This is a genomic window from Pseudomonas sp. Gutcm_11s (assembly GCF_028649395.1).
Classification (GTDB): domain Bacteria; phylum Pseudomonadota; class Gammaproteobacteria; order Pseudomonadales; family Pseudomonadaceae; genus Aquipseudomonas.
Genome location: NZ_JAQSUW010000015.1, coordinates 47,355 through 71,807 on the forward strand (window position 1 = coordinate 47,355; position 24,453 = coordinate 71,807).

At 64.6% G+C, this 24,453-nt stretch carries 25 protein-coding genes; 14 read left to right on the plus strand and 11 right to left on the minus strand.

Annotated elements, in window-relative coordinates; all coding sequences use genetic code 11:
- Window positions 1–17 precede the first annotated feature (17 nt).
- From PTT45_RS15120 to PTT45_RS15145, 6 genes are all read left to right on the plus strand, one after another.
- On the plus strand, window positions 18–839 hold the full coding sequence (locus PTT45_RS15120) for an SGNH/GDSL hydrolase family protein (protein ID WP_273814332.1): 822 nt from the start codon (window positions 18–20) through the stop codon (window positions 837–839).
- A gap of 97 nt (window positions 840–936) precedes the next feature.
- Window positions 937–4,950, plus strand: coding sequence for an ATP-dependent RNA helicase HrpA (hrpA, locus tag PTT45_RS15125; RefSeq protein ID WP_273814334.1), 4,014 nt, complete (start codon window positions 937–939; stop codon window positions 4,948–4,950).
- Between the two features lie 78 nt (window positions 4,951–5,028).
- Complete coding sequence (locus PTT45_RS15130; protein WP_273814336.1) at window positions 5,029–6,126, plus strand: GGDEF domain-containing protein; 1,098 nt, start codon at window positions 5,029–5,031, stop codon at window positions 6,124–6,126.
- A 78-nt stretch (window positions 6,127–6,204) separates the two neighbouring features.
- On the plus strand, window positions 6,205–6,426 hold the full coding sequence (locus PTT45_RS15135; RefSeq protein WP_273814337.1) for a DUF3079 domain-containing protein: 222 nt from the start codon (window positions 6,205–6,207) through the stop codon (window positions 6,424–6,426).
- An 89-nt stretch (window positions 6,427–6,515) separates the two neighbouring features.
- Entirely contained in the window at window positions 6,516–7,043 is a 528-nt protein-coding gene (locus tag PTT45_RS15140) for a DUF3087 domain-containing protein (RefSeq protein ID WP_273814338.1), read from the plus strand.
- A gap of 14 nt (window positions 7,044–7,057) precedes the next feature.
- Window positions 7,058–7,939, plus strand: a complete 882-nt coding sequence (locus tag PTT45_RS15145) for a serine hydrolase domain-containing protein (RefSeq protein ID WP_273814339.1) — start codon at window positions 7,058–7,060, stop codon at window positions 7,937–7,939.
- Here the strand turns inward: PTT45_RS15145 and PTT45_RS15150 are convergent.
- From PTT45_RS15150 to PTT45_RS15170, 5 genes are all read right to left on the minus strand, one after another.
- Complete coding sequence (locus PTT45_RS15150) at window positions 7,936–8,535, minus strand: LysE family translocator (protein ID WP_273814340.1); 600 nt, start codon at window positions 8,533–8,535, stop codon at window positions 7,936–7,938. The genes PTT45_RS15145 and PTT45_RS15150 overlap by 4 nt on opposite strands.
- 96 nt (window positions 8,536–8,631) lie before the next feature.
- On the minus strand, window positions 8,632–9,468 hold the full coding sequence (locus tag PTT45_RS15155) for an AraC family transcriptional regulator (protein WP_273814341.1): 837 nt from the start codon (window positions 9,466–9,468) through the stop codon (window positions 8,632–8,634).
- A 106-nt stretch (window positions 9,469–9,574) separates the two neighbouring features.
- Entirely contained in the window at window positions 9,575–10,462 is an 888-nt protein-coding gene (locus tag PTT45_RS15160) for an alpha/beta fold hydrolase (RefSeq protein ID WP_273814343.1), read from the minus strand.
- 86 nt (window positions 10,463–10,548) lie between these two features.
- Window positions 10,549–10,764 carry a VF530 family protein gene (locus tag PTT45_RS15165; protein ID WP_273814344.1) on the minus strand — a complete coding sequence of 72 codons (216 nt, stop codon included), beginning with the start codon at window positions 10,762–10,764 and terminating at the stop codon, window positions 10,549–10,551.
- 189 nt (window positions 10,765–10,953) lie between these two features.
- Window positions 10,954–13,299, minus strand: coding sequence for a diguanylate cyclase (locus PTT45_RS15170; protein ID WP_273814345.1), 2,346 nt, complete (start codon window positions 13,297–13,299; stop codon window positions 10,954–10,956).
- Window positions 13,300–13,717: 418 nt separating this feature from the next.
- Here PTT45_RS15170 and PTT45_RS15175 point away from each other — a divergent pair, with 418 nt between their 5' ends.
- The 5 genes from PTT45_RS15175 (at window position 13,718) to PTT45_RS15195 (ending at window position 16,392) form a co-directional block, all read left to right on the plus strand.
- Complete coding sequence (locus PTT45_RS15175) at window positions 13,718–14,065, plus strand: hypothetical protein (RefSeq protein ID WP_273814347.1); 348 nt, start codon at window positions 13,718–13,720, stop codon at window positions 14,063–14,065.
- Window positions 14,066–14,131: 66 nt separating this feature from the next.
- The gene (locus PTT45_RS15180) at window positions 14,132–14,875 is read left to right on the plus strand and encodes an SDR family NAD(P)-dependent oxidoreductase (RefSeq protein ID WP_273814348.1); all 744 of its coding nucleotides are present in this window, start codon (window positions 14,132–14,134) and stop codon (window positions 14,873–14,875) included.
- Between the two features lie 218 nt (window positions 14,876–15,093).
- The gene (locus PTT45_RS15185; protein ID WP_273814350.1) at window positions 15,094–15,246 is read left to right on the plus strand and encodes a hypothetical protein; all 153 of its coding nucleotides are present in this window, start codon (window positions 15,094–15,096) and stop codon (window positions 15,244–15,246) included.
- Between the two features lie 230 nt (window positions 15,247–15,476).
- The gene (locus PTT45_RS15190; protein ID WP_273814351.1) at window positions 15,477–16,139 is read left to right on the plus strand and encodes a TIGR04211 family SH3 domain-containing protein; all 663 of its coding nucleotides are present in this window, start codon (window positions 15,477–15,479) and stop codon (window positions 16,137–16,139) included.
- A gap of 76 nt (window positions 16,140–16,215) precedes the next feature.
- Window positions 16,216–16,392, plus strand: coding sequence for a hypothetical protein (locus PTT45_RS15195; RefSeq protein WP_273814352.1), 177 nt, complete (start codon window positions 16,216–16,218; stop codon window positions 16,390–16,392).
- A 28-nt stretch (window positions 16,393–16,420) separates the two neighbouring features.
- Here PTT45_RS15195 and PTT45_RS15200 read toward each other — a convergent pair whose 3' ends face one another.
- From PTT45_RS15200 to PTT45_RS15215, 4 genes are all read right to left on the minus strand, one after another.
- Window positions 16,421–17,863 carry a SulP family inorganic anion transporter gene (locus PTT45_RS15200; protein ID WP_273814353.1) on the minus strand — a complete coding sequence of 481 codons (1,443 nt, stop codon included), beginning with the start codon at window positions 17,861–17,863 and terminating at the stop codon, window positions 16,421–16,423.
- An 82-nt stretch (window positions 17,864–17,945) separates the two neighbouring features.
- A complete protein-coding gene (locus PTT45_RS15205; RefSeq protein WP_273814354.1) occupies window positions 17,946–18,512 on the minus strand; it encodes a hypothetical protein in 567 nt (188 codons plus the stop codon).
- Window positions 18,513–18,582: 70 nt separating this feature from the next.
- Window positions 18,583–19,770: an MFS transporter gene (locus PTT45_RS15210; protein WP_273814355.1), complete on the minus strand. Its 1,188-nt coding sequence runs from the start codon at window positions 19,768–19,770 to the stop codon at window positions 18,583–18,585.
- A gap of 140 nt (window positions 19,771–19,910) precedes the next feature.
- Window positions 19,911–20,615, minus strand: coding sequence for a glutathione S-transferase N-terminal domain-containing protein (locus PTT45_RS15215; protein WP_273814356.1), 705 nt, complete (start codon window positions 20,613–20,615; stop codon window positions 19,911–19,913).
- A 171-nt stretch (window positions 20,616–20,786) separates the two neighbouring features.
- Here PTT45_RS15215 and PTT45_RS15220 point away from each other — a divergent pair, with 171 nt between their 5' ends.
- Complete coding sequence (locus tag PTT45_RS15220) at window positions 20,787–21,224, plus strand: HIT family protein (RefSeq protein ID WP_273814358.1); 438 nt, start codon at window positions 20,787–20,789, stop codon at window positions 21,222–21,224.
- A gap of 63 nt (window positions 21,225–21,287) precedes the next feature.
- Here the strand turns inward: PTT45_RS15220 and PTT45_RS15225 are convergent, their stop codons facing one another.
- Window positions 21,288–21,560: a DUF2790 domain-containing protein gene (locus PTT45_RS15225; RefSeq protein WP_273814359.1), complete on the minus strand. Its 273-nt coding sequence runs from the start codon at window positions 21,558–21,560 to the stop codon at window positions 21,288–21,290.
- Between the two features lie 195 nt (window positions 21,561–21,755).
- Window positions 21,756–22,382: a cysteine hydrolase family protein gene (locus PTT45_RS15230; protein ID WP_273814361.1), complete on the minus strand. Its 627-nt coding sequence runs from the start codon at window positions 22,380–22,382 to the stop codon at window positions 21,756–21,758.
- A gap of 131 nt (window positions 22,383–22,513) precedes the next feature.
- Between PTT45_RS15230 and PTT45_RS15235 the strand changes: the two genes are divergently transcribed.
- Window positions 22,514–23,464 carry a GlxA family transcriptional regulator gene (locus PTT45_RS15235; RefSeq protein ID WP_273814363.1) on the plus strand — a complete coding sequence of 317 codons (951 nt, stop codon included), beginning with the start codon at window positions 22,514–22,516 and terminating at the stop codon, window positions 23,462–23,464.
- Between the two features lie 63 nt (window positions 23,465–23,527).
- Complete coding sequence (locus tag PTT45_RS15240) at window positions 23,528–24,415, plus strand: LysR substrate-binding domain-containing protein (RefSeq protein WP_273814364.1); 888 nt, start codon at window positions 23,528–23,530, stop codon at window positions 24,413–24,415.
- The last annotated feature ends 38 nt before the right edge of the window (window positions 24,416–24,453 follow it).

The following is a 24,453-nucleotide window of genomic DNA, read 5'->3' on the forward strand; positions in this document are numbered from 1 at the left end:
TTTTCATGCGTCTTTTCGTGCGTCGATTCCTCCTGGCCTGGATGCTGGGAGTGGCCGCTGTCGGCCAAGCCTTGGCCGGCGATCTGCCGACCGAAACGCCAGTGATTGGCTCCACCGCCCAGGCACCCTTGCCGGGCCAGCCGATCAGCGTGCTGTTCGTCGGCAACAGCTACACCTTCTACAACGACCTGCCGCAGATGGTGCAACGCATGTCGGTCGAGGCCGTCCAGCCCAGGCCGCTGCAGGTGCGCGACGTGACCTTCGGCGGCGCCAGCCTGCAGGCCCACTGGCAGCGCGGCGAGGTGCAGAAGGTGATCGCCAGCCAGCACTGGGACTACGTGGTGATCCAGGACTTCAGCACCATGCCGGTGGACAACCCGGACCTGACCCGCGAGTACGTGCGCCGCGTGGCCGCGGCCGCGCGCAAGGCCGGCGCCCAGCCGATCCTCTACCTGACCTGGGCACGCCAGGCCAAGCCGGCCATGCAGGCGCAGCTCGACAGCGTCTACACCGGCCTGGCCAACGAGACCCACGCACTGCTGGCGCCGGTCGGCCAGGCCTGGCAACGCGCGCTGGCAGTCTCGCCGCAGCCGCAGCTGTTCATCGAGGACGGCAGCCACCCGAGCTACGCCGGCAGCTACCTGGCCGCTTCGGTGTTCTATGCGCTGATCTACGGCACGCCGCCGCCGGCGCCTGCCGCCGAGCAACTGGCCCACCTCGGCCAGGCCAAACCGGGTGATCTGCAGGGCTATGCCTGGGCGGCGATCCAGTCCCAGGACCTGGCCCTGCGCAGCGTGCCGCAGGAGCTGCGCAGCCTGCCGGTGACTGCCACCCGCTGAGCCGATCCGCAGCGCCTGGCGCCATCCACGGCGCGGGGCGCAACGCGGCGGCGGAATCTGCGACAATCGCGCCTTTGCCACGATTGCCCGCCTTCCGATGACCGACCACGCCTCCCTGCTGAAGAACCTCGACCTGGCCATGCAGGCCGACCGTCACCGCCTGCGCCGCCAGCTGCACGAGCTGCAAAAGCAGCCGGACGAGGCCAAGCTGGCGCAGTGGCTGGAGCGTTTCCAGGCCTCCTGCGCCAAGGTCGAGGCGCGCAAGCGCAGCATCCCGAGCATCCGCTACGACGACGCCCTGCCGATCGCCGCCAAGCGCGACGAGATCAAGGCCGCGCTGGAGAAACACCAGGTGCTGGTGATCGCCGGCGAGACCGGCTCGGGCAAGACCACCCAGCTGCCGAAGATCTGCCTGGAGATCGGCCGCGGTCTGCACGGCCTGATCGGTCACACCCAGCCACGCCGCCTGGCCGCGCGCAGCGTCGCTACCCGGGTGGCCGAGGAAATCGCCACGCCGCTCGGCGAGCTGGTCGGCTACCAGGTGCGCTTCGAGGACCAGAGCAAGGACAGCACGCTGATCAAGCTGATGACCGACGGCATCCTGCTCGCCGAGACTCAGCACGACCGCTTCCTGGAGAAGTACGACACCATCATCGTCGACGAGGCCCACGAGCGTTCGCTGAACATCGACTTCCTCCTCGGCTACCTGAAGACCCTGCTGCCGCGCCGCCCCGATCTCAAGCTGATCATCACCTCGGCGACCATCGACCTGGAGCGCTTCAGCAAGCATTTCAACGATGCGCCGATCATCGAAGTGTCGGGCCGCACCTATCCGGTGGACACCTGGTACCGCCCGCTGGCCGCGGAGGTGGACGAGGAGGGCGAGAGCCTGCTCGACGACCTCACCGTCGACCAGGGCATCCTCGCCGCGCTGGACGAAATCGACGCCCATGAGAAGGCCGAGGGCAAGCGCCCTGGCGATGTACTGATCTTCCTCCCCGGCGAGCGCGAGATTCGCGACGCGGCCGAAGTGCTGCGCAAGGCCAACCTGCGTTTCACCGAAGTGCTGCCGCTGTACGCGCGGCTGACCCCGGCCGAGCAGCAGAAGATTTTCGCGCCCATGAGCGGGCGCAAGATCGTCCTTGCCACCAACGTGGCGGAAACCTCGTTGACCGTGCCGGGCATCCGCTACGTGATCGACAGCGGCACGGCACGCATCAGCCGCTACAGCTACCGCGCCAAGGTGCAGCGCCTGCCCATCGAGGCCGTGTCCCAGGCCAGCGCCAACCAGCGCAAGGGCCGCTGCGGCCGGGTCGAGCCGGGCATCTGCATCCGTCTGTACAGCGAGGAGGATTTCCTCGGTCGCCCCGAATTCACCGATCCGGAAATCCTCCGCACCAACCTGGCGGCGGTGATTCTGCAGATGCTCCATCTGCGCCTGGGCAGCATCGAGGATTTCCCCTTCATCGAGCCGCCAGATGGCAAGGCCATCAGCGACGGCTTCAACCTGTTGCAGGAACTCTCGGCGGTCAACCGCGAGAGCCAGCTCACCCCGCTGGGCCGCCAGCTGGCGCGCCTGCCCATCGACCCGCGCCTGGGTCGCATGGTGCTGGAAGCAGCCAAGCTCGGCAGCCTCGACGAGATCCTCATCGTTGCCTCGGCGCTGTCCGTGCAGGACCCGCGCGAGCGGCCGATGGATCGCCAGCAGGCCGCCGACCAGGCCCATGCGCAGTGGAAGGACGTGGATTCCGACTTCGCCGCGCTGATCAACCTGTGGCGTGGCTTCGAGGAGAAGCGCCAGGAGCTGGGCAGCAACCCGCTGCGCAGCTGGTGCAAGAAGAACTTCCTGAATTACCTGCGCCTGCGCGAATGGCGCGACGCCCACCGCCAGCTGGTGCTGATCGCCCGCGAACTGCAGCTGTCGACGAGCAAGGCGGAAGGTGGCCGCGAACGCCCGGCCCAGGGCTCGCAGAAGGCCAAGCCGACTACCGACACCAAGGTCAATGTCATCGTCCGCGAGCAGGCCGAGGCCGGCGAAGCGGCGCAGCGCGCGAAGAGCTACGCCGCCGTGCACAAGGCGATCCTCTCCGGCCTGCTGAGTCAGATCGGTCAGAAGACCGAGGAAGGCGACTACCTCGGCGCGCGCCAGCGGCGCTTCTGGATTCATCCGTCGTCGGTGATCGGGCGCAAGAAGCCGACCTGGGTGATGACCGCCGAGCTGGTGGAAACCACCAAGCTGTTTGCCCGTCAGGTCGCCAAGATCGAGCCGGACTGGATCGAGCCGCTGGCCGGCCACCTGATCAAGAAGAACCACTTCGAGCCGCACTGGGAGAAGCGCCGTGGCCAGGTGGTGGCCTTCGAGCAGGTCACCCTGTACGGGCTGATCGTGGTCGGCCGCCGCCCGGTGCATTTCGGCCCGGTCGACCCGGTGGCCTCGCGTGAGCTGTTCATCCGCGAGGGCCTGGTGCGTGGCGAGATCAACAGCCGCGCCAAGTGCCTGGCGGCCAACCGCGAGCTGCTGGATCGCCTCGACGAGCTGGAGGCCAAGGCTCGCCGCCGCGACATCCTGGCCGACGAGGAAACCCTGTACGGCTTCTACGAGGCGCGCATCCCGGCCGAGATCCACCAGGCCGCCACCTTCGAGAGCTGGTACAAGACCGAGGGCGCGAAGAACCCGCAGCTGCTGATCATGCGCGAGGAAGATGTGCTGGCCCGTGATGCCAAGGAAGTCACCGCCGCCCAGTACCCGGATATCCTCCAGCTCGGCGAGCTGCAACTGCCGCTGACCTACCACTTCGAGCCCAATCATCCGCGAGACGGCGTGACCCTGCGCGTGCCGGCGCCGCTGTTGCCGCAACTGCCGTCTGACCGTCTCGAATGGCTGGTGCCAGGCCTGATCGAGGCCAAGGCCATTGCCCTGGTGCGCAACCTGCCCAAGGCCCTGCGCAAGAACTTCGTGCCGGTGCCGGACTTCGTCGGCGCCGCGCTTTCCAAGATCGCCTTCGGCCAGGGTTCGTTGCCCGAATCCCTCGGCCGCGAGCTGACCCGCATGACCGGCGCCCGTGTCTCCGACGAGGCCTGGGAAGAGGCGGCGCAGCAGTTGGAAAACCACCTGAAGATGAACCTGGAAGTGGTCGACGCCCGTGGCAAGTTCCTCGGCGAGGGCCGCGACCTGGCCGAGCTGACCGCGCGCTTCGCCGAGGCCAGCCAGGCTGCCCTGGCCATTCCGCAGCAACCTCAAGCGCAGAAACCGCTGGAGGCCAAGGCCTTCGCCCAGGTCGCCGAAAAGACCCAGCAGAAGATCGCCGGCCTCTCCATGACCGTGTTCCCGGCGCTGGTGGAAGAGGGCGGCGTGGTCAAGGAAGGACGCTTCCCGACCCAGGCCGAGGCCGACTTCCAGCACCGCCGTGCGCTGCAGAAATTGTTGCTGCAACAGCTGGCCGAATCCGCCAAGTTCCTGCGCGGCAAGCTGCCTGGCCTTACTGAGCTGGGCCTGCTGTACCGCGAAATGGGCCGCCCCGAGGCGCTGGTCGAGGACATCCTGCTGGCCAGCCTCGACGCCTGCGTGCTCGACGGCGAAGCGACCCTGCCGCGCGACGGTGCGGCGCTGGCCGCCCTGGCCGAGAAAAAGCGCGGCGACTGGACCGGCCACGCCGAGCGCATCGCCAGGCTGGTGCTGGACATCCTCAAGCTCGCCCACGGCCTGCAGAAGCGCTTCAAGGGCAAGATCGACCTGGCCCAGGCCATGGCCCTCAACGACATCAAGCAGCAGCTGGCCAACCTGGTCTACCCCGGCTTCGTCCGTGAAACGCCGGGCGAGTGGCTCAAGGAAATCCCGCGCTACCTCAAGGCCATCGAGCAGCGCCTGGACAAGGTCGGCAGCCAGGTGCAGCGCGACCGCGTGTGGACCGGCGAGCTGACTGCCGCCTGGGAGCAGTACCAGGCACGCGCCGCCAAGCATGCCCAGGAAGGCAAGCGCGACCCCGAGCTGGTGCTGTACCGCTGGATGCTCGAGGAATACCGCGTGTCGCTGTTCGCCCAGCAGCTCGGCACCAGGATGGCGGTGTCCGACAAGCGGCTGAGCAAGCAGTGGAGCCAGGTCGAGACATGATGGCATTCTGCATTCATGCCGGAGCAACCTAGGCCGACACACTAGAGCCACCCGGTAGAAGGTGGCGGGGAGTTCGGATTGACCCTGATCGAGAAGCTGCAGCGTTTGCTCGACCCGTTGCACGGCATGCCCGAGGCAACGCGGCAGGAGTTCGCCTGCTGGTACAGCCAGGCCAAGCTGCCGCAGATCCGCTCGGTGGCCTTCCTGACCATGGTCCTGTACCTGATCTACGCCGCCATCGAGCAGAACGTGGCGCAGGACCACCTCGGCCTGCGCCTGCTCGCCCACGGCATTCTGGTGCCGCTAGCGCTGCTGGCCGTGGGCGTGGCCAGCTATTTCCCCGCCTGGCACCGCTGGATGCTGGCCATCCTCTGCGTGGCGCCGGTCAGCGCGGTGCTCACCAACCTCGCCTTCAACCGTGGCAGCCCGGACTTCGCCTACTTCGTGCCGGAGATCTACCTCAACCTGATGTGGACCTTCACCGTCTCCGGCCTGACCCTGCGCCAGGCCACGCTGACGGCCTCCTGCTCGGCGCTGGTGCTGATCGCGCTGACCCTGGTCGACGCCCTGCAGCCCGGTGCCCATCGCCTGCACTTCATCTGGGTGCTGGCCGCGTTCTCCTTCGGCCTGCTCTGCGCCATGGTGCTGGAGAAGGCGCACAAGACCATGTTCCTCGACCAGGGCCGGCTGGCCCTGAGCGCCAGCATCGACGGCCTCACCGGGCTGTGGAACCGCGCGCGCATCGACCAGCTGTTCATCGAGGAAATCGCCCGCGCCCAGCGCTACGGCACGCCGTTCTCGGTGATCCTGCTGGACATCGACCACTTCAAACACGTCAACGACCACCACGGCCACGCCGTCGGCGACAGCGTGCTGCGCCAGTTCGCCGCGCTGCTGCGCGACAACGTGCGGACCAGCGACAAGGTCGGGCGCCTGGGTGGCGAGGAGTTCCTCATCATCCTGCCGGAGATCGATGCGGCCCAGGCCCAGGCTGCCGCGCACACCCTGCAGGCGCGCATCCGCCAGTTCGACTTCGACACCGTGCTGCGCAAGACCGCCAGCTTCGGCATCACCCAGTTCCGTGGTGACGAGAGCCCACAGCACATGCTCGATCGCGCCGACCGCGCCCTGTACAAGGCCAAGGCCGGCGGCCGCGACCGCATCGAAGTGCACTGAGGCGCTGACCCAGGTCAAGGTGTTCCCGCGCTACCGGCGTAGCCTGCAGTTATCGCCGCAATTCGCCGCAGGCACGCCATGGCCAAGAAATTCCCGCTCAACCCGCCGCACCCCGAGCGCCTGTGCTGGGGCTGCGACCTTTACTGCCCCAGTGGCGCGCTGGCCTGTGGCAACGGCGCCGAGCGCACCATGCACCCGGTGGAGACCTTCGGCGAGGACTGGTACAGCTTCGGCGATCTGGCCATCAGCCCCGAGCCCGGCGCCAAGCATCTGGATCCGTTGATCGCGGTGAGCAAGTAAGCACCGCTCAAGCCTTGTCATCATCTGCCGCTCGACCCGCCGGGCCCAATCGGGCAAGGTGGCGCTCCCCGCAACGCCCCGGAACCGTCATGTTCGAACTCCAGTCCATGAGCCCCGAGCTCTACCGCCAGCAGACCCGTCGCAGCACCTTCGTGGTCATCGCCATCTTCCTGGTCCTGGCCATGCTCTGCGCCACCGCCAGCACCAAGCTGTTCGGCGGCCCGCCCGGCGACAACTTCAAGTGGAACCTGCTCGGCGTGCTTACCGGCATGGCCCTGACCGTGGCCGTGGTGCGCCAGCAGCTGTGGCAGCGTCCGTTCATGGCCGCTGCCGCCTATGGCTGGGGCCTCAAGCGCAGCCTGATGCGCGTCACCAACGTCATGCACCACGTGCGGGCCGGCGTGGCGGTGGGCGACGAGAGCGCCATCAAGCTGCTGCGCTTCTACCACCTGGGCCTGCATCAGATGCACCAGCTGGACGGCAACAGCAGCGAGGAGGCCCAGCTGATCCGCGAGATCGACGCCCACCGCGAACTGATGGAACAACGCGGGCTGGACCTGGAGCAGAAGCGCCTCGACCCGGCCTGGATCGCCGCGGTGAAGAGCATCAAACCCTGATGGGCGATCAGCCCATGCCCAGCGCCCTGTTCATCGACGGGCGCCCGCAAGCATCCGGCCAACCCGTCTCGCGGGTGCCCTGGTGGAGCTTCACCAAGACGGCGCTCGCCGCCACGGCCCTGACCCTGGTGCGTGACGGCCTGCTCGGCCTGGACGAGCCAGTCGCCGAAGGCCCCTTCACCCTGCGCCAGCTGCTGCGACACGAGGCCGGCCTGGCCGACTACAGCGAGCTGGCCGAGTACCACGCCGCCGTCGCCCGGCACGAGCAGCCCTGGCCGGCCGAGGAGATGCTGCAGCGCCTCGACGCCACACGCCTGCGCTACCAGCCGGGCGTTGGCTGGCGCTACTCCAATGTCGGCTACCTGTATGTGGCGCGGATCATCGAGCGCAGCACCGGCCTGGTGCTGGAGCAGGCGCTGCAACAACGCCTGTTTGCGCCGCTGGGCCTGACCCAGGCACGCCTGGCCAGAACCCCGGCGGACCTGCAGGACGTGAGCATGGGCAGCGCCAGCGCCTATCACCCCGGCTGGGTCTACCACGGCCTGCTGGTCGGCCCGCTCGACGAGGCGGCGCTGCTGCTCGACCGCCTGCTGACCGGCGATCTGCTGCCGCCAGCCTTGCTGCAGGCCATGCACGAGGTTCGTGTACTGGGCGGGCCGCTTCCCGGCCGGCCCTGGACTGCCCCCGGCTATGCGCTGGGCCTGATGCAGGGGCCGGCGGACAACGGCCTGCCGCTGAGTGGCCACACCGGTGGCGGGCCGGGCAGTGTGGTGGCGGTCTACCACTGCGCCCAGGGCGAACGTACGGCCACTGGCGCGGTGTTCGCCGCAGGCGCGGCGGAGGGCGCGGTCGAGGCGCAAGTGGTGCACCAGTTGGCCGCTGCGCTGATCCCCTAGAGCAGCAACGCCAGCCAGGTCGAGACCAACAGCAGCAGCGCCAGCGCCTGGTTGAAGCGCTGCATGCGTGTGGGCGACTGCAGCAGGCGCGCGCTGCCGGCGCCGAGCAACGCCCAGGCGCTCATGCTCGGCACGGCCAGCAGCAGGAAGATCAGCGACAGCTGCAGCACCCGCGCGGCCTTGTCCTCGCTGCCTGCGGCGAACACGCTGACCACCGCGACCGCCATCATCCACACCTTGGGGTTGACCAGCTGCAGCAGCGCCGCGCCCAGCGGGCCCAGCTCGCGCTGGCCGCTGGCCTCGGTGTTCAGCGGTTGGGCCGCGCTGCGCCACAGCTGCCAGGCCAGCCAGCTCAGCCACAGCGCGCCGAGCCAGCTCATCGCCAGTTGCACGCGCGGGTAGCGCAGCAGCGCCTCGCCCAGGCCCAGGCCGACCAGCATCACGATCAGCGCCGCCGCCAGGCACGCACCGAGCACCAGCGGCCAGGTGGCGCGCAGACCGAAGCGCGCGGCGTGGCTCAGCGCCAGGATATTGGTCGGCCCCGGTGTGATGGTGGCGACGAAGGCGAACAGCAGGAAGGGCAACAGGGACTGCATGGCTCAGTCCCTCCGGTCGCGGTGAGGGTGATGGGCAAGACGCATGGCATGGTTTCTCCGTGTAGATGGAGGCTCATGCTGCGGCTTGGCGGTGGATCAGTCTGGAAGCTTTGAGCAGCGGCGACGGTAGTCGGCGGGGGTGAGCTGGTAGGCGCGGCGGAACCAGCGGCCCAGGTGACTCTGGTCGGCAAAACCCAGGGCGCTGGCCACATCGGCCGGAGTATCGCCACGGGCCAGCCGCTGGCGCGCCTTGGCCAGGCGCAGCTGGATCAGGTAGGCGTGCGGCGCCACGCCGAAGGCGCTCTTGAAGGCGCGGCTGAGGCGGAAGCGATCCACGCCGCAGGCCGCCGCCAACTCGTCCAGGCCGATGTCCTGGTCGAAGTTGGCGTGCAGGTAGTCGCGCGCCACCTGCGCCACCAGCGGCAGGCGCGGGTCGGGGTTCTCCCGTTTGCGCCACTGTAGGCGGCTGGTCATGGTGCCGAGCAGGTCGTCGATGGCGGTCTGCCGGACGATGCGCAGGTCGCCCTCGTGCAGCGTCTGGAAGGCGCGGAAGATGGCGCCGGCCAGGCGGCTGTCGGTATTGAGGATGCTGGCGAAGCTCGGCGTGCTGTCCGCCGGCGCATGCTCGAACAGCGCGTGCAGCTCGCGCTCCAGCCACTGCGGGTCGATGTACAGCATCGAATAGGTGAAGCCTTCCTCGGTCGGCGCATGGCCGTCGTGGATCTCGCCCGGCTCCAGCAGGATCACCTTGCCCGGCGTGCTCAGGTGCTTCTCGCGGCGGCAGTTGAACTGCTGCACGCCCAGCTCGGTGACGCCCACCAGGTAGCTGTCGTGCCAGTGCGGGTCGTAGGCGTGGCCTTCGAAGTGGGCGCGGATCGACTCGATGCCGGTGTCGGCATCCTGAGCGAGGTCGATCCAGTTGCGTGTGGTCACGGGCGCGTTCCGGTGGCAGTCAAGGCGGCGAGTCCCGACCTTAACCGGTTTGCGCGGCAGCGTTTAGAAGATTCGTGCAGGCTGCCGGGCCGTTCGTCCGCCGCTATCAACCCGGCTGCGCCTGGCCCTGCGTGCGCTCGAGGAAGTCGCGGATCAGCTCGGCCGCTTCCAGCAGGTGCGTCTCCAGCAGCCAGTGGCCGCCATCGTCGAACAGGTGCAGCTCCGCTCCCGGCAGGTCGCGCAGGTAGGCGCGTGCCGAGCCCTCGGGCATGTAGCCATCGCGCGGGCCCCAGAGGATCAGCGTCGGTGGCTGGTGCTGGCGCAGGTAGGCCTGGTAGTGGGGGAACCAGGCCAGGTTGTCCTTGAGCCCTGCGATCACTTGCAGGGCGATGCGCTTGCGCAGCGGCGTGGTTAGCGACCAGTGCAGCTGCCACAGGTCCGGCGGGATCAGCGCCGCCAGCGGCGGCTCGACATCGTTGAGGAACTCGCCGCGAAAGCCCTCCAGGCTCACCGCCTCGGCCAGCGTGGCCCGCGCCTCGTCGCTGGGGTGGGCGAAGAAATGCTTGAGCGCCGCGTACTTCGGCCCCAACTGGTCTTCGTAGATATCGCCGTTCTGCAGGATCAGCGCGGTGATGCGCTGCGGCCGGCTGATCGCCAGGCGCAGGCCGATCTGCGAGCCGAAGTCATGCAGGTACAGGGCGAAGTGCTCCACGCCCAGCTGGTTGGTGAAGCGCGCGAGGAAGTGCGCGTAGCCGTCGAAGCCGTAGCTGAAGTCATAGGGCGTGGCCGAGTAGCCGCAGCCGGGAAAGTCCGGTGCCAGCAGCCGCCAGCGGTCTGCCAGCAGTGGCATCAGGTTGCGGAACTCGTAGGAGGAGCAGGGGTAGCCGTGGGGCAGCAGGAGCACCGGCGCATCGGGCGGGCCGGCCTCGCGGTAGAAGATGTCGACGCCGTCGAGATCCAGGCGTTGGTGACGAACGCAGGTGGATGAGGGCATGGGACCTCCGCGGAGGGTGGTTGGTCCCGTCTATGACAGCGACGCCCGGCGGCTGGTGGGCTCGTCCGCCGGATGGTCGCCGAACGTCAGCGTTTGCCGGCGATGTCCTTGATATAGAGCGCTTCGACCTTCTCCCGCGCCCAGGGCGTCTTGCGCAGGAACTTGAGGCTGGATTCGACGCTGGGTTCGTGGGTGAAGCAGCGGATGGCGATGAGCTGGCCGAGGCGGTCCCAGCCGTGTTTATCGACCAGGGCCTGGAGGATGGCTTTCAGGGTTAGGCCGTGGAGGGGGTCGTTGCTCATGGTTTTTGCTCAGGGCTGTCGAAAGTTAATATTTTAATAAAATATATGATTTTATTTGGATATTAAGCATGTTTTTTCTATCGAAACACATGGCTGCGAATCAACTCGATGGTAGTGCCATGAAACAGTGCGGGGTAAAGGGTTTGCTCTGTTTCATGGTTTGTTTAATTTTTCGTTTACTTTGATTTTTCAATAATAAGGGTTTCCTACTAAGCATGCGTTTATTGATGGAATGTCATTTTCTTTGTTGAAGAATGCAATTGGCGTGGAGATGGTTTGTAGTCTAGAGAGTGTGTCCTTTAATTTGTTTGAGAGTTCTGGAGTTGGATGTTCTGATAATTTCCATGAGAGTACTTTTGCGTACATGCCTAGATGGAGGTTAGTGACTTGCTCTGTGTTGTTGTATGTTTCAAAAGAACTCTGAAGATCATTGTTGAAGTAGTGGCAGATGGCGAGATTTGAGCTGATTATGTGGTCGTCAGGATCTACGTGGTGGGAGAGCTTAAAGGCAGTAATGGCATCTGAGAAGTTTTCTAATGAGAATAGTACTATGCCGCCTTGATTGTGCAAGCCTGCTGAATTTATTCCTAGGTCTTTTAGTTGCTCGTAGTAGCCTAGTGCGACTTCATTTTTTCCGCTTTCGCTAGTTATTCTTAGAAGTTCTGTTGCTGTTTTGGTCGAGAAGATATTGATAGGCTCGGACTCTGAGCATGCAAGTGATGCGAGTAACGCGTAGTCGAGCGCTTTATATTTGTCGATTTGACAGTTGTCTAATTCTTTTGCGGTGTTAATGATTCCGCATGTTAGTTTTATATAATTGTTGTTTTCGTTGTTATGGCTTTCTATTGTTTCTATTATTTCTTGTTCAATTTCTCCATCCGTGTCTGTGCAGGATATGGCTATTTTGGTTTGCTGGAGAATTGATATCTCAATGGGGTGTGAAATTGTTTCCTTTAAAGATTTGTATAGTTTTGCAAGTGTTCTGTTGATATTGCTAATTCCAGCCTTTTCTATGGTCTCGGTTTCATTGGCGATTGCAATTATGCATGCTAGTGGCGAATCTCCGGAGGATGCTATTTTCTTTATGTTGGCTTCTACTTTATTTTGGACTTCTTGCGTTAATCCATCCTTGTTTCTTTGGTGATGGTCGTGAAGTAAATGTGATATATGACCGAGGGGGATGGCTTCTAAGTGGCTTTTATCTGCTATTTCTATATTGTTTGGTTCGCTGGAGATTCTGCAAAAGGATACTTCGTTCTGTACTGAAAATACTTCTATTCTTGACTGCGAAAGCCTTGGGTAGGTGCCCAGTCGTTTTATTGTTCGGCCATCTTTGAATATGAAATCTTTATCTCCTGTGAAGTCAGGGTGATATAGGTAGAACTCCTGGCCTTGCAATACTCCACATCTTTTGCCGATATCAATAATTATTGTTCCTGTTTCTTTGTGGCTTTCAAGAACTCTGCCGTGTTTAGAAAGTATTTCAGAGAATGCGCAGTAGCAATTTCTGCCGTTGGCTTTTGCCTTGTATAAGGCGTAGTCAGAGCGCTCAATTAGTTGATCTATGATCTGTCTGTTAACCAAGTCAGATGCTGAGTTTGTATGGTATGAGATACCAATGCTGGCGGTTATTACTCTATCTCTGTCAGGAGGTAGTTGAATGTCCGCGATTCTATGCGTGTTCCATTCAGCTTCATCTGGAATAGTGGTTGCGCAGATCTCCTTTCTAAAGATCTCAGCGCATTTTATGACTTCGTCTTCTGATAGTTCTCCTTCTTGGAGGATGGTGAACTCCTCTCCGCCTAGCCTAAAGACACTAAAAATTGTGCGAGGCTTCAGTTCTTGCGTAAGTCTTATTGCTGTTTTTTCTATATTTCTAGCAAAGCACTTTAGCACTATGTCTCCATATAGGTGTCCATGGGTGTCATTTATCTGTTTGAAGTGATCTATGTCCAGGCTTAATACGGATATTTGTCTTTTTGTGGAAAGGGAGTCTGTGCTGATGGTTTGAGGAGTTGTAAGGCATATTTCTTTGATTTTTTGATTAAGGCTGTTTCTATTTAATAGTTCTGTTAGTTGGTCATAGGCTGCGTCAAAAGAGTTTTGGGCGTGCTTGAGGCAGTTCTCTATGGAGAGTTGTACGTTTTCTCGAGTTGCTTGGGTTGGTGAGCTCTTGAAATTGACAGCTATGACTGATTTTGTTGTCTCTAGATAAAAGTAGGCTCGACACGATTTTTGAGGTCTCCAGTGCTCTTTGCTTTGCCTTGTTTTTTCAAGGTTCTTTGTTTCTATGTTGCTGTCCTGTAATTTTTCTCGTGTATGGCTGTTGTGCCAGCCCTTGTGGTAATGAAATATTTCTTGGCTGTGGCTGAGCTTTCTTATTAATAGATCATCTTGAATTTCTTTTATTAAGAATTTTATTCTCTCTATCTTCATGATGATTGCCTGTTTTGGTGTTTTATTCTTGGTGGATGTATTTATTGCTGTGTCTGATTTCTTCTGGGTTATATTTTTGTTTGGGTTGTTAATATCCAAAAGAATATGGCGCAGCAGTACATTGCTGGGCGTTTAGCAAGATGTATTGATGTATATGGAACTTTCCAGAACCCAAAGCGCATAGCGAATTCCTTATCGCGCCGAGTCGGCTCGGCTAATTGGCCTTGTCAGGCCTACATCCTGTTGGGCGTGCGAGCTGGGTGGCTGGCGCATCGCCATTAGCGTTTGCCGAACTTATCCAATGAGAAGCCCGTCACGCAACTTGTCCTTTCGTTCTATAGGGAGATCAAGTGCCGATTCGCTGTCATTCCGACTTTTAGATATGTCCTATCGACAGCGATTTGCTGCTGTCATAGTGACTTCTATATTTATCAAGCCATTGAAATTAAACATAAAAATACCTGGCACAAATCCTGAGTAACTCCCGGCGCAACGCCTACATAACGGAGAAACTCAGATGAATCGCCTTGCCTTGCTTGCTTTCACTACCGGTCTGTTGGCCGTGCAATCCATTCAGGCCGCCCAGGTGGTGGCAGAGAAGAAAGAGAACTCGGTCGGCACCGGTTTCGGTGGGCTGACCGGGTTGATGGTCGGTGCCGCTGCCGGTGGGCCGATTGGCGCCGTGGTCGGCGCAGCGGTTGGTGGCTGGAGTGGCGCGCAGGTGCAGAGCGCCAGCGGCAACACCGGCACTGCCTACATCGTGCGCGACGACGAAGGCGAGGAACGCTGGATTCGCTCGCCCAAGCAGCGCTTCGAGCCCGGCCAGCAGGTCGAGCTGCGCCAGGGGCGAATCCTCTATCGCTGATGCCTTTGCCTTCGCTCCGGGCGTCGCCCCGGGGCGCGACTCTCTCTTTCTGTTTCCGAGGTAGTGATGAACAACGAATTCGAACAACGTCTGGCGGTGGTGACTGGCGCCAGTTCCGGTATTGGTCTGGCTGTGAGCGAGCTGCTGTTGCAGCGCGGCGCGCGGGTGCTGGCGATGTCGCGCCGGCTGGGTGGCCTGGAGCCGCTGCTGGCGCGTTATCCCGAGCAGCTGTTCTGGCAGGAGGGCGATGTGACCAGCGATGCCTCGCTCAAGACCCTGGCCGAGCGCGCCGCCGAGCTGGGCGAGGTGCATTACCTGGTACCCAACGCGGGTATCGCCAAGCTGGCGCCGGGTAGCGATCTGCAGGCCTTCGACGAGCAGTGGCGGGTCAACGGTGCCGGTGCGGTGAATACCTTCTACGCGCTGAAGGCGCAGCTGGCCGGGCCGGCGTCGGTGGTGTTCATCAGCACCTTCCTGCGCCATTTGGGCTTCGTTGGCCTGGGCGCCTATATCGCCAGCAAGGCGGCGCTGTTGGCGTTGGTGCGCAGCCTGGCGCTGGAGCATGCGGGCGAGGGCGTGCGCCTGAACCTGGTGTCGCCGGGGCCGACCGCCACGCCGATCTGGAATAGCCTGGGCCTGCCGGACGAGGCGCTGGCCGGGGTCGCCAGCGAGGTCAATGCGCGGTTGGTGGATGGCGAGTTCCTCAGCTCCGAGGCGGTGGCCGAGGTGGTGCTGTTCCAGCTGTCCCATGGTGCGCGTGGCGTCTATGGCCAGGACTGGGTTGTCGACAAGGGCTACACACTCCGCTGAGAACCCGCTCATGCTCTCCTGACTCGCGGCCATACTGCGTTAAAAGCGGCCTCAAAATGCTCATTTACACTTCGTAAACTGCGCTTTTTCGGCCGCTTTTGCCTTGTCTGGCTCTAATTCAGAAGAGCCTGAGCGGGTTCTTGGCAGTTCTATAGCCGGAACGCTCGGCCGTGCTCCGCCCTCCAATTCATACCGGGATCGTCCCGTGGAGGTGATGCATGAAACCGAGCCAACCGGCCAACCCGCCGCGAGTTCCACCCAAGCATTCCAACGAGCCGCCACCGAAGGAAGAGCAGCCTGACGAGGCGATCACTGGCGAGCAGCCGCGCAGCCGCTCCAACGAGGGCGACCCGCAAGACCTGCCCGAATGAGGGCTAGCGGGCCGCGCCGAGCGTTGCCAATGGCTTTCTGCCAGCGGTGCTGATGGCGCTTTTTTAGCGTTGTCGCGGCGGGGGCAGCTCGTCCGGCTTGGCCGGCGGTCGGTGAACTCGACGGGTGTCGCGCGGTCAGTCACCCGTCGGCCTTTTCGTGCACTGCGCGGGTGCCGGCATGTTCGCGCCCGCGTTGCGGGCTTCGTTCCTCTGTCTGGTGAAGATTGCCCATGCTCTTGTCCCGCCTGCGTTCCGTGACTTCCTTTCCGTTCCAGCCCCGTGTCCTCACTGCCTGTTTGCTGGGCTCGTTGTGGGCGGCGGGCGCGCAGGCCGAGGAGGGCGCGCAGAGTTCGCGCTGGGTCAGCGACAGCCTGAACACCTATGTGCGCAGTGGCCCCACCGATGGCTACCGCATCGTCGGCTCGCTCGGCTCCGGGCAGAAGGTCGAGCTGCTGCGCAGCCAGGGCGACTACAGCCAGGTGCGCAGCGACAACGGCGACAGCGTGTGGATTCCCACCCGCGACCTGCAGAGCGTGCCCGGCCAGGCCGAGCGTCTGCCGCAGCTGGAGCAGAAGGTGGCCGACCTGAGCGCTGAGCTGAAGGGCATCGACGATACCTGGAAGACCCGCGTGCAGGGCATGCAGGAGACGCTGGATTCGCGCAAGACGCTGATCGACGAGCTGCAGGCCACCCGCAGCGACCTGGACAGCCAGCTCAGCCAGGCCCAGGCCGACCTGCGCGAGGCCCAGGCGCAGCTGGGTGACGAGAACAAGCAGGTGCTGATGCGCTACATGGTTTACGGCAGCAGCATTGCCGGCGCCGGCCTGCTGGCCGGGCTGATCCTGCCGACCATGCTGCGCGTGCGGAAAAAGCGTAACGACGGCTGGGTGTGAGGCTGATCGAGAACTAACCGGCCAGGCGTGACGGAATCTGTATAGTGGGGCGCTCATATGAGCAAGGAGCGCCGCCATGTACGAGCCGATCAACAGCCCATTGCAGCTGAAACTGGATGAGCAAGTCGAAGCGTTCCTGACCAAGGGTGGTGAGATCACCCAGGTCGCCATTGGCACTTCCGGCCTCTCCGCCGACGCCAAGAAGGCCCACTGGTCCAAGCCCCAGGCCAAGAAGCCGGAAGCCAAGTCCTAGACGCTGGCTTCGGCTTCCATCCGGCGCCTCAGTCGTGGGCGCCGGCGCGTTTCAATAGCTGCTTGCAGCGTTCGGAGAGGTGCACCACGCGCAGGTGCTTGCCGGCGCGCTCGTAGCGCTCGCGCAGGGTCTTCAGTGCGGCGATGGCGGAGTAGTCGACGAAGCTCAGGTGGCGGCAGTCCAGGGTCACCTGCTGCGGGTCGCTGGCCACGTCGAACAGGTTGAGGAAGGGCGTGGTGCTGGCGAAGAACAGCGTGCCATGGGCGCGGTACAGCTTGCTGCCGTCGGCCTGCTCGTCGCTGTCGGCGTACAGCTCGCGGGCGTGGTGCCAGGCGAAGTTCAGCGCGGCGACGATGATGCCGCAGAGCACGGCGGTGGCCAGGTCGGTGAACACGGTGATCACCGTCACCGCGCCGATCACCAGCACATCGTTGGCCGGCACCTTGCCGAGCACGCGCAGCGAGCCCCAGGCGAAGGTCTGCTGCGACACCACGAACATCACCCCGACCAGCGCGGCCAGCGGAATCAGCTCGATCAGCGGCGAGAGGAACAGCACGAACAGCAGGATCATCACCCCGCTGACCACGCCGGACAGGCGACCACGGCCGCCGGAGCTGAGGTTGATCACGGTCTGGCCGATCATCGCGCAGCCGCCCATGCCGCCGAACGCGCCGGACACCACGTTGGCCGCGCCGAGGGCCACGCACTCGCGGTTGGTGTGGCCGCGGCTCTGGGTGATCTCGTCGGTGAGGTTGAGCGTGAGCAGGGTTTCCAACAGGCCGACCAGGGCCATCAGCGCCGCATACGGCGCGATGATGCGCAGGGTTTCCAGGTTCCAGGGGATGTCCGGCAGGGCGAACTGCGGCAGGCCGCCGGCGATCTGCGCCATGTCGCCGAGGGTGCGCGTGGGCAGGTCGAGGAAGTAGACCAGCAGGCCGACGCCGAGGATCGCCACCAGCGCCGGCGGCACCGCGCGGGTCAGCTTGGGTAGCAGGTAGACCACCGCCATGGTCAGGGCCACCAGGCCGAGCATCCAGTACAGCGGCGTGCCCTTGAGCCAGCCTTCGCCCTGGTGGAAGTGCTCCAGCTGCGAAAGGGCGATGACGATAGCCAGGCCGTTGACGAAGCCGAGCATCACCGGGTGCGGCACCATGCGCACCAGCTTGCCCATGCGCAGCACGCCGAACAGGATCATCAGCAGGCCGCCGAGCAGCACCGTGGCCAGCAGGTACTGCACGCCGTGCTGCACCACCAGCGCGACGATCACCACCGCCATCGAGCCGGCCGCGCCGGAGATCATCCCCGGCCGCCCGCCGAACAGGGCGGTGATGGTGCAGATGATGAACGCGCCATACAGCCCCATCAGCGGATTGAGCTGCGCCACCAGGGCGAAGGCGATGCACTCGGGCACCAGGGCGAAGGACGAGGTGAGGCCGGCGAGGATGTCGGCGCGCAGACGGGCGATTTTCATGGGCTATGCGAGGGCGGCGGGAACGAGGGCGGATGGTACGGGGCGGCGGCCGTGAGGGCCAGCCGCACGGTGCGGGCGGCGGTCAGTTCAGGCGGTAGCGCGCCAGTTCCTGCGCCGTGAGCACCTTCATGCGTTGCGGCTCGATGGCCTGCATGTCGCTGGCCAGGCTTGGCGCCACGCCCATCTTGCTCAGGTAGCCGGCCACGTTGTACGGCATGCCGGCGCGGCTGGACTGGGCGGAGTCGCCGGCGGGGAAGGGCGGGCGGTGGATGGCGACGTGGCCCTTGACCGTCTTCTTCAGGCCGGCGGCCAGCAGGTAGACGCAGCTGCCCTGGCACACGCCGGTGGACGGCACCAGGCTGTCGAAGCCGGTCTCGCGCAGCAGGCGGCCCATGCGCATGGCCTCGGCGGTGCTGCCGCCGATGCTGTCGAGCAGGACGATCTTGCGGGCGAACTTGCCGGGGTGGGCGCGCAGGCCCTTGAGCAGGGCGTCGTAGTCGCCGGGGGAAATCTCCTCGGAGATCTTGGCGATCAGGATGCGGCCGATGTTCTTCTGCTCGGCGGCTTCGGTCTCGACCTTGGCCAGGGCGCTGCTGGCGCCGAGCGCGGCGAGACAGAAGAGGGCGACGCGAACGAGGGTGCTGCTCATAGGGACTACGGGTTCTGGCTGATTCGACTGGGCGCAGAAGATACCCGGAGCCGCGCCCGCGCGCACCTGTTCAGGTGCGCTGATGGACGCGCCAGGCCACGGCGAACAGGGCCAGGCCGAGCAGGGCGGTGACGGCGCCGATGTAGCCGGTGACGGTCCAGCCCAGGCCGGCGCCGATGGCCATGCCGCCGAGCCAGGGGCCGAGCGCGTTGGCCAGGTTGAACGCGGCGTGGTTGGAGGCGGCGGCGAGGGTCTGCGCGCCGGTGGCGATGTCCATCAGGTGGGTCTGCAGGGCCGGGCCGAGGGCGATCATGGTGCCCAGGGCGAAGCTGGCCAGCAGCATGCTCCACAGCTGGTGCGAGGCGAGCGGGAAGAGCAGCAGCACCAGGGCGCTCCAGGCCAGGATCCAGGCCACGGCCTGGAAGCGCAGGCGGTCGAACAGCCAGCCGCCGGTCATGTTGCCGAGGATGCCGCCGGCGCCGAACACCGCCAGGGCCACGGGAATCCAGCCGGGCTGCGCGCCGGTGACTTCCAGCAGGGTCGGTGCCATGTAGCTGAACACACAGAACATGCCGGCGAAGCCGATGGAACCGATGGCCATGGCCAGCCAGATCGGCGCGCGGTTGAAGGCCTTCAGCTCGCCGGTGGGGCTGCTGCGTACCTCGTTGCGATCCAGCGGCAGAAACAGCGCGACCATGACGATGGTGATCATGGCGATCACGCCGACCAGGGCGAAGGCGTAGCGCCAGCTCAGGTGCTGGCCGAGCCAGGTGGCCAGCGGGTTGCCGATCAGGATGGCGATGGTCAGGCCGGCCAGCACGCGGCTCACCGCCTTGGCGCGCTTGTGCAGCGGCACCATGGAGGCGGCCACCAGCATGGCGACGCCGAAGTAGGCGCCGTGCGGCAGGCCGGCGATGAAGCGGAACAGCATCAGCGAGTTGTAGTCCGGCGCCAGGGCGCTGGCGAAGTTGCCGAGGGCGAAGCAGCCCATCAGCAGCAGGAGCAGGTGACGGCGGAACAGGCGCGCGCCGAGCAGGGCGAGGATCGGCGCACCGACCACCACGCCGAGGGCATAGGTGCTGATCACATGGCCCACCTGCGGCTCGCTGACGCCCAGGTCACGCGCGACTTCGGGCATCAGGCCCATGATGGCGAACTCGCCGGTGCCGATGGCGAAGCCGCCGAGGGCCAGGGCCAGTTCGATGAGAATGAGGGCACCGCGCGACAGCGCTGGCGTTGCGGAGGGGGAGGCTTGCATGGGGAACTCGCAGCAAAAAACGCGCGGCATTATAGGGCGATGACGCGCTGGCGTGGCTCTAGGACGGGCTTTTCAATGAAAAGCGGATGACTGGTCGCGGACTGCCCGCCGCGTCGCACTGACGCGGCGGGCATGTGGGTTCAGCCGCGCTTGGGAATATTCAGGCCGCGCTGTACCGCCGGGCGGCTGAGGAAGCTGTCGAGCACGCGGCGCACGTTGGCGAAGCGCTCGAACTGCACCAGCTCTGCGGCCTCGTAGAAGCCGATCAGGTTGCGCACCCAGGGGAAGATGGCGATGTCGGCGATGCTGTAGTCGCTGCCCATGACCCACTGGCGGCCTTCCAGGTGCTTGTCGAGCACGCCGAGCAGGCGCGCGGATTCGGCCACGTAGCGGTCACGCGGGCGCTTGTCCTCGTAGTCCTTGCCGGCGAATTTATGGAAGAAGCCGAGCTGGCCGAACATCGGGCCGATGCCGCCCATCTGGAACATCAGCCACTGGATGGCCTGGTAGCGCTGGGCCGGGTCCTGTGGCAGCAGCTGGCCGGTCTTGTCGGCCAGGTAGATGAGGATGGCGCCGGACTCGAACAGGGCCAGCGGCTCGCCGTTCGGCCCGTTGGGGTCGAGGATCGCGGGGATCTTGTTGTTCGGGCTCAGCGAGAGGAATTCGGGGGTGAACTGGTCGTTGGTCTCGAAGCTGACCAGGTGCGGCTCATAGGCCAGGCCCAGCTCTTCCAGCATGATCGAGACCTTGACGCCATTGGGCGTGGGCAGCGAATACAGCTGCAGGCGCTCGGGGTGCTGGGCGGGCCACTTGTGGGTGATGGGGAAGGCGGACAGGTCGGTCATGGGGTTCCCTGATGTCGTTGGGTTGTGCGGCGATCAGAACATCTCGCGCGTGGCAGGTGAAATCGAACCTTCTGCTAATGGCCATCGACCCGGCTGATCCGTCGCAGGTTCCCTGCGCGGGGCCGAGCCGGTATGGTGCGTGCTTTCTCAATCGGGTCACGGAGCTTCAGCATGAGCCTGCACGGTCAATACGATGAGCAGAACATCTTCGCCAAGATCATTCGTGGCGAGGCGCCCTGTTACAAGCTGTACGAGGACGAGGACGTGCTCGCCTTCCTCGACCTGTTCCCGCAGTCCTACGGCCATTGCCTGGTAATTCCGAAGAACGCCCCGGCGCGCAACATTCTGGAGATCGACGACGCCAACCTGGCCAAGCTGATGGCCGTGGTACGCAAGCTGACCCAGGCGGTGGTGGACGAGCTGGAGCCAGCCGGTGTGCAGGTGGCGCAGTTCAACGGCGCCCCGGCCGGGCAGACGGTGTTCCATATCCATGTGCACATCGTGCCGCGCTACGAGGGCGACAAGCTCGGTATCCACGCCACCAATCAGGGCGATGCGGAAGAGCTCAAGGCGCTGCAGGCGCGGCTGGTGAAGCGCATCAACGGCTGATTCCCGCGCTTCAATGAAGACGCCGCGCCCCTCACGGAGCGCGGCGCTTTTCATTCTGCCGGCTCAGCCGTTGTGGCTGTCGCTGCTGCGGCCGCCCCATTCCAGGTAGCGCACCTTGTGCAGCTCGCCCTGGCTGTCGCGGTAGACCATCACGCTAGGCACCACGCCGGTCTTCTGCGAGTTGTCGGTGCGTTGCAGGACGCTGGCGACGTCGAGCTGCATGCCGTAGTGGTAGTCCTGCACCGGGACACCGGCGCCGATCTTGCCGGCGTCGTCGGCGAAGGCCAGCGGGGCGATGCTGGAGATCAGGGCGGAAACGATGGATGCGATTTTCATGCTGATGTTCTCCTGTCGATAGTGGGTCGAGGTCATCGGCAAGCCTCTCGGTCGGTGTGCGCAGGCTGTGCTGCGCGGGTCGCCGAGGCCGCTTGCGGCGGTTCGCTCTACGGGGCTAATCAAACCATCGTCGGCCGGGCCGGCAGAAATCGATGCTTGTGCTAGTGGGCATCAGTGGCGTCGATGCCGGCTCGTTCAGCGCGCCTGCAGCGCCCGCTGGTTGGACAGGTAGATGTTGTCCGGCTGCGGCACCTCGCCAGTCTCCAAGGCATTCAGCCAGTCATCGGTGCTGAGCACGGCGGCGAAGCCGGTGTGCATGACCACGGTGAACACCCGGTGGATTTCCTCGGCGGTGGCCGAGCCCATGGCGTTGCTATAGGGCGGCGAACCGGCGGCGTCGTGCAGCAGCTCGACGTTCCAGCCCTCGTGGTGGGCCTGGCGCACGGTGGAGTCGTCGCAGTTGTGGGTCATGTAGCCAATCACGCTGATGGTGTCGATTTCGTGCTGCTTGAGGTAGGCGGCCAGGTCGGTGCCGGCGAAGGAGCTGGCCATCTGCTTCTGGATGAAGTGGTCACGCGGACGGTCCGCTACCAGCGGGTGCAGTTCGGCGTTATAGCTGCCGGTGGCGAAGATCGGCGTGCCTTCCGGGGTCAGGTGCTGGATGACGATCACTGGAATGCCGGCAGCGGTGGCGGCGTCCATGGCGCGGCCAATGTTGGCCATCGATTGCTCGATGGGCGGGTACTCGATGCGCAGGTTGCCGGTGACGTATTCGTTCTGCACGTCGATGACGATCAGGGCGCGTTTCGGTTGCTGGCTCATGCTGGATTCCTCTTGTTTTGCGTTGTGGTTGTCGATGGGCAGATTGTTCGCCCGTCGCGCCTGTCGCCGTGAGTGGCCCTGAAGCCAGCTTGCGCTAAGATCGGGCCAAACCTTCGGATCGGGACAACGCCATGTCTGCCCACCGCATCGCCGTGGTCGCCTTCGACCACATCACGCCGTTCCACCTGTCCGTGCCTTGCCTGGTGTTCGGCGACCTGGGGCCGGGCGCCGAGCTGTACGAGCTGCGCGTATGCGCCAGCGCACCGGGCGCGCTGCCGACCACCGCCGGCTTCGCCCTGCAGGTCGAGCACGGGCTGGAGGCGCTGCAGTGGGCGCAGACGATCATCGTGCCGAGCTGGCACGACCCGGACGAACGCCCGCCGCAAGCCCTGCTGGACGCGCTGGTGGCGGCCCATGCGCGCGGCGTGCGGCTGGTCGGCCTGTGCCTGGGCGCCTACGTGCTGGCGGAGGCGGGCCTGCTCGATGGCTTGCGCGCCACCACCCACTGGGCCTGGGCCAATGACTTTGCCGAGCGCTATCCACAGGTGACGGTGGATGCCGATGTGCTGTACCTGGACGACGGCGGCCTGCTGACCTCCGCCGGTACTGCCGCCGGCATCGACTGCTGCCTGCACCTGCTGCGCCAGCAGCACGGCGCCGAGCTGGCCAATCGGGTGGCGCGGCGCCTGGTGGTGCCGCCGCATCGCCAGGGCGGCCAGGCGCAGTTCATCGAACAACCGCTGCCGGCGACTTCCCGCGACGACCGTCTGGCCGGCCTGCTGGACTGGGTGCGCGCCCATCTCGACCTGCCGCACAGCCTGGACAGCCTGGCCGAGCGCGCGCTGATGAGCAGGCGCACCTTCACCCGGCACTTCCGCCAGCTCACCGGCATGACGGTGGGCGACTGGCTGCTGGCCGAGCGTCTGGCCCTGACCCAGCGCCTGCTGGAGAGCAGCGAGCAGGGCGTGGAAGCCATCGCCGCGCTGGCCGGCTTCGGCTCGCCGGTGTCGCTACGCCATCACTTCGGCCGCGCCTTCGGCGTGTCGCCCAGCGCCTGGCGGCAGACCTTCCAGGGACACTGATCGGGCTGGACGCGGAGCGCGGCGCTGGGCAAGGATGACGGCTTTTGCCGGAACCGGATTGCCATGCGCCGCCTGCCTTCACTCACCGCCCTGCGCACCTTCGAGGCTGCCGCGCGCCACGCCCACTTCGGCCGCGCGGCGGCCGAGCTGTGCGTCACCGACAGCGCGGTCAGCCACCAGATTCGCCAGCTCGAAGAGCAGCTCGGTACCGCCTTGTTCCAGCGCGACGGACGCCAGGTACGCCCCACGCCCCAGGCCAAGCGCCTGCTGCGCAGCCTGCAGCAGGCCTTCGAGCTGATCGGCGAGGCCTGCGACGAGCTGCGCGACCCCGGCTCGCAGGCGCAGCTGCGCATCGCGGTAACCGCCGAGCTGGCGCAGAAGTGGCTGATCGGGCGCCTGGCGGATTTCAGCGAGCGCCATCCGCAGATCACCCTGCACCTCTACGAACAGCCGCTGGAGGCGACCCAGCCCGGCGAGGAGGTCGACCTGGCGATCACCTACGGCACCGGCCCGGCGGATGCCAGCGCCTACTTCGTGCGGCCGCTGCCGACTCTGCTGTTCTTCCCGGTGTGCAGCCCAGGCCTGTTCAACCAGCTGCCGCTCAAGCACCCGCGCGATCTGGCGCGCCACTGCCTGCTGCACGACGACCAGGACGGCAAGACCTGGACCGCCTGGCTGACCACCCACGCCGGCGATATCCAGCCGGCGCGCCATCTCTACCTCGGCCATGCCGGGCTGACCATGGAGGCCGCCGCGCGCGGGCAGGGCGTGGCCATCGGCGACAACCTGACCAGCGCCGAGGACCTGGCCAGCGGCCGCCTGGTACGTCCGTTCGCCGCCCAGGTGGCCTCGCTCGGGCAGTACGCGCTGGTTTGCGAACGCCTGCGCCTGGATAAGCCGGCGGTGGCGCAGTTCATTGAATGGTTCACTGATCAGCTGGCTGATATCTGAATTGGATTCATCTATCCCGCGATAATGGTCATTGGTCG

Excerpts from the sequence above, each read along its gene's own strand:
- hrpA (WP_273814334.1), top strand. The coding sequence starts at position 937 with ATGACCGACCACGCCTCCCTGCTGAAGAACCTCGACCTGGCCATGCAG.
- PTT45_RS15135 (WP_273814337.1), top strand. The coding sequence starts at position 6,205 with ATGGCCAAGAAATTCCCGCTCAACCCGCCGCACCCCGAGCGCCTGTGC.
- PTT45_RS15140 (WP_273814338.1), top strand. The coding sequence starts at position 6,516 with ATGTTCGAACTCCAGTCCATGAGCCCCGAGCTCTACCGCCAGCAGACC.
- PTT45_RS15145 (WP_273814339.1), top strand. The coding sequence starts at position 7,058 with ATGCCCAGCGCCCTGTTCATCGACGGGCGCCCGCAAGCATCCGGCCAA.
- PTT45_RS15150 (WP_273814340.1), bottom strand. The coding sequence starts at position 8,535 with ATGCAGTCCCTGTTGCCCTTCCTGCTGTTCGCCTTCGTCGCCACCATC.
- PTT45_RS15160 (WP_273814343.1), bottom strand. The coding sequence starts at position 10,462 with ATGCCCTCATCCACCTGCGTTCGTCACCAACGCCTGGATCTCGACGGC.
- PTT45_RS15165 (WP_273814344.1), bottom strand. The coding sequence starts at position 10,764 with ATGAGCAACGACCCCCTCCACGGCCTAACCCTGAAAGCCATCCTCCAG.
- PTT45_RS15175 (WP_273814347.1), top strand. The coding sequence starts at position 13,718 with ATGAATCGCCTTGCCTTGCTTGCTTTCACTACCGGTCTGTTGGCCGTG.
- PTT45_RS15180 (WP_273814348.1), top strand. The coding sequence starts at position 14,132 with ATGAACAACGAATTCGAACAACGTCTGGCGGTGGTGACTGGCGCCAGT.
- PTT45_RS15185 (WP_273814350.1), top strand. The coding sequence starts at position 15,094 with ATGAAACCGAGCCAACCGGCCAACCCGCCGCGAGTTCCACCCAAGCAT.
- PTT45_RS15190 (WP_273814351.1), top strand. The coding sequence starts at position 15,477 with ATGCTCTTGTCCCGCCTGCGTTCCGTGACTTCCTTTCCGTTCCAGCCC.
- PTT45_RS15195 (WP_273814352.1), top strand. The coding sequence starts at position 16,216 with ATGTACGAGCCGATCAACAGCCCATTGCAGCTGAAACTGGATGAGCAA.
- PTT45_RS15200 (WP_273814353.1), bottom strand. The coding sequence starts at position 17,863 with ATGAAAATCGCCCGTCTGCGCGCCGACATCCTCGCCGGCCTCACCTCG.
- PTT45_RS15205 (WP_273814354.1), bottom strand. The coding sequence starts at position 18,512 with ATGAGCAGCACCCTCGTTCGCGTCGCCCTCTTCTGTCTCGCCGCGCTC.
- PTT45_RS15210 (WP_273814355.1), bottom strand. The coding sequence starts at position 19,770 with ATGCAAGCCTCCCCCTCCGCAACGCCAGCGCTGTCGCGCGGTGCCCTC.
- PTT45_RS15215 (WP_273814356.1), bottom strand. The coding sequence starts at position 20,615 with ATGACCGACCTGTCCGCCTTCCCCATCACCCACAAGTGGCCCGCCCAG.
- PTT45_RS15220 (WP_273814358.1), top strand. The coding sequence starts at position 20,787 with ATGAGCCTGCACGGTCAATACGATGAGCAGAACATCTTCGCCAAGATC.
- PTT45_RS15225 (WP_273814359.1), bottom strand. The coding sequence starts at position 21,560 with ATGAAAATCGCATCCATCGTTTCCGCCCTGATCTCCAGCATCGCCCCG.
- PTT45_RS15230 (WP_273814361.1), bottom strand. The coding sequence starts at position 22,382 with ATGAGCCAGCAACCGAAACGCGCCCTGATCGTCATCGACGTGCAGAAC.
- PTT45_RS15235 (WP_273814363.1), top strand. The coding sequence starts at position 22,514 with ATGTCTGCCCACCGCATCGCCGTGGTCGCCTTCGACCACATCACGCCG.
- PTT45_RS15240 (WP_273814364.1), top strand. The coding sequence starts at position 23,528 with ATGCGCCGCCTGCCTTCACTCACCGCCCTGCGCACCTTCGAGGCTGCC.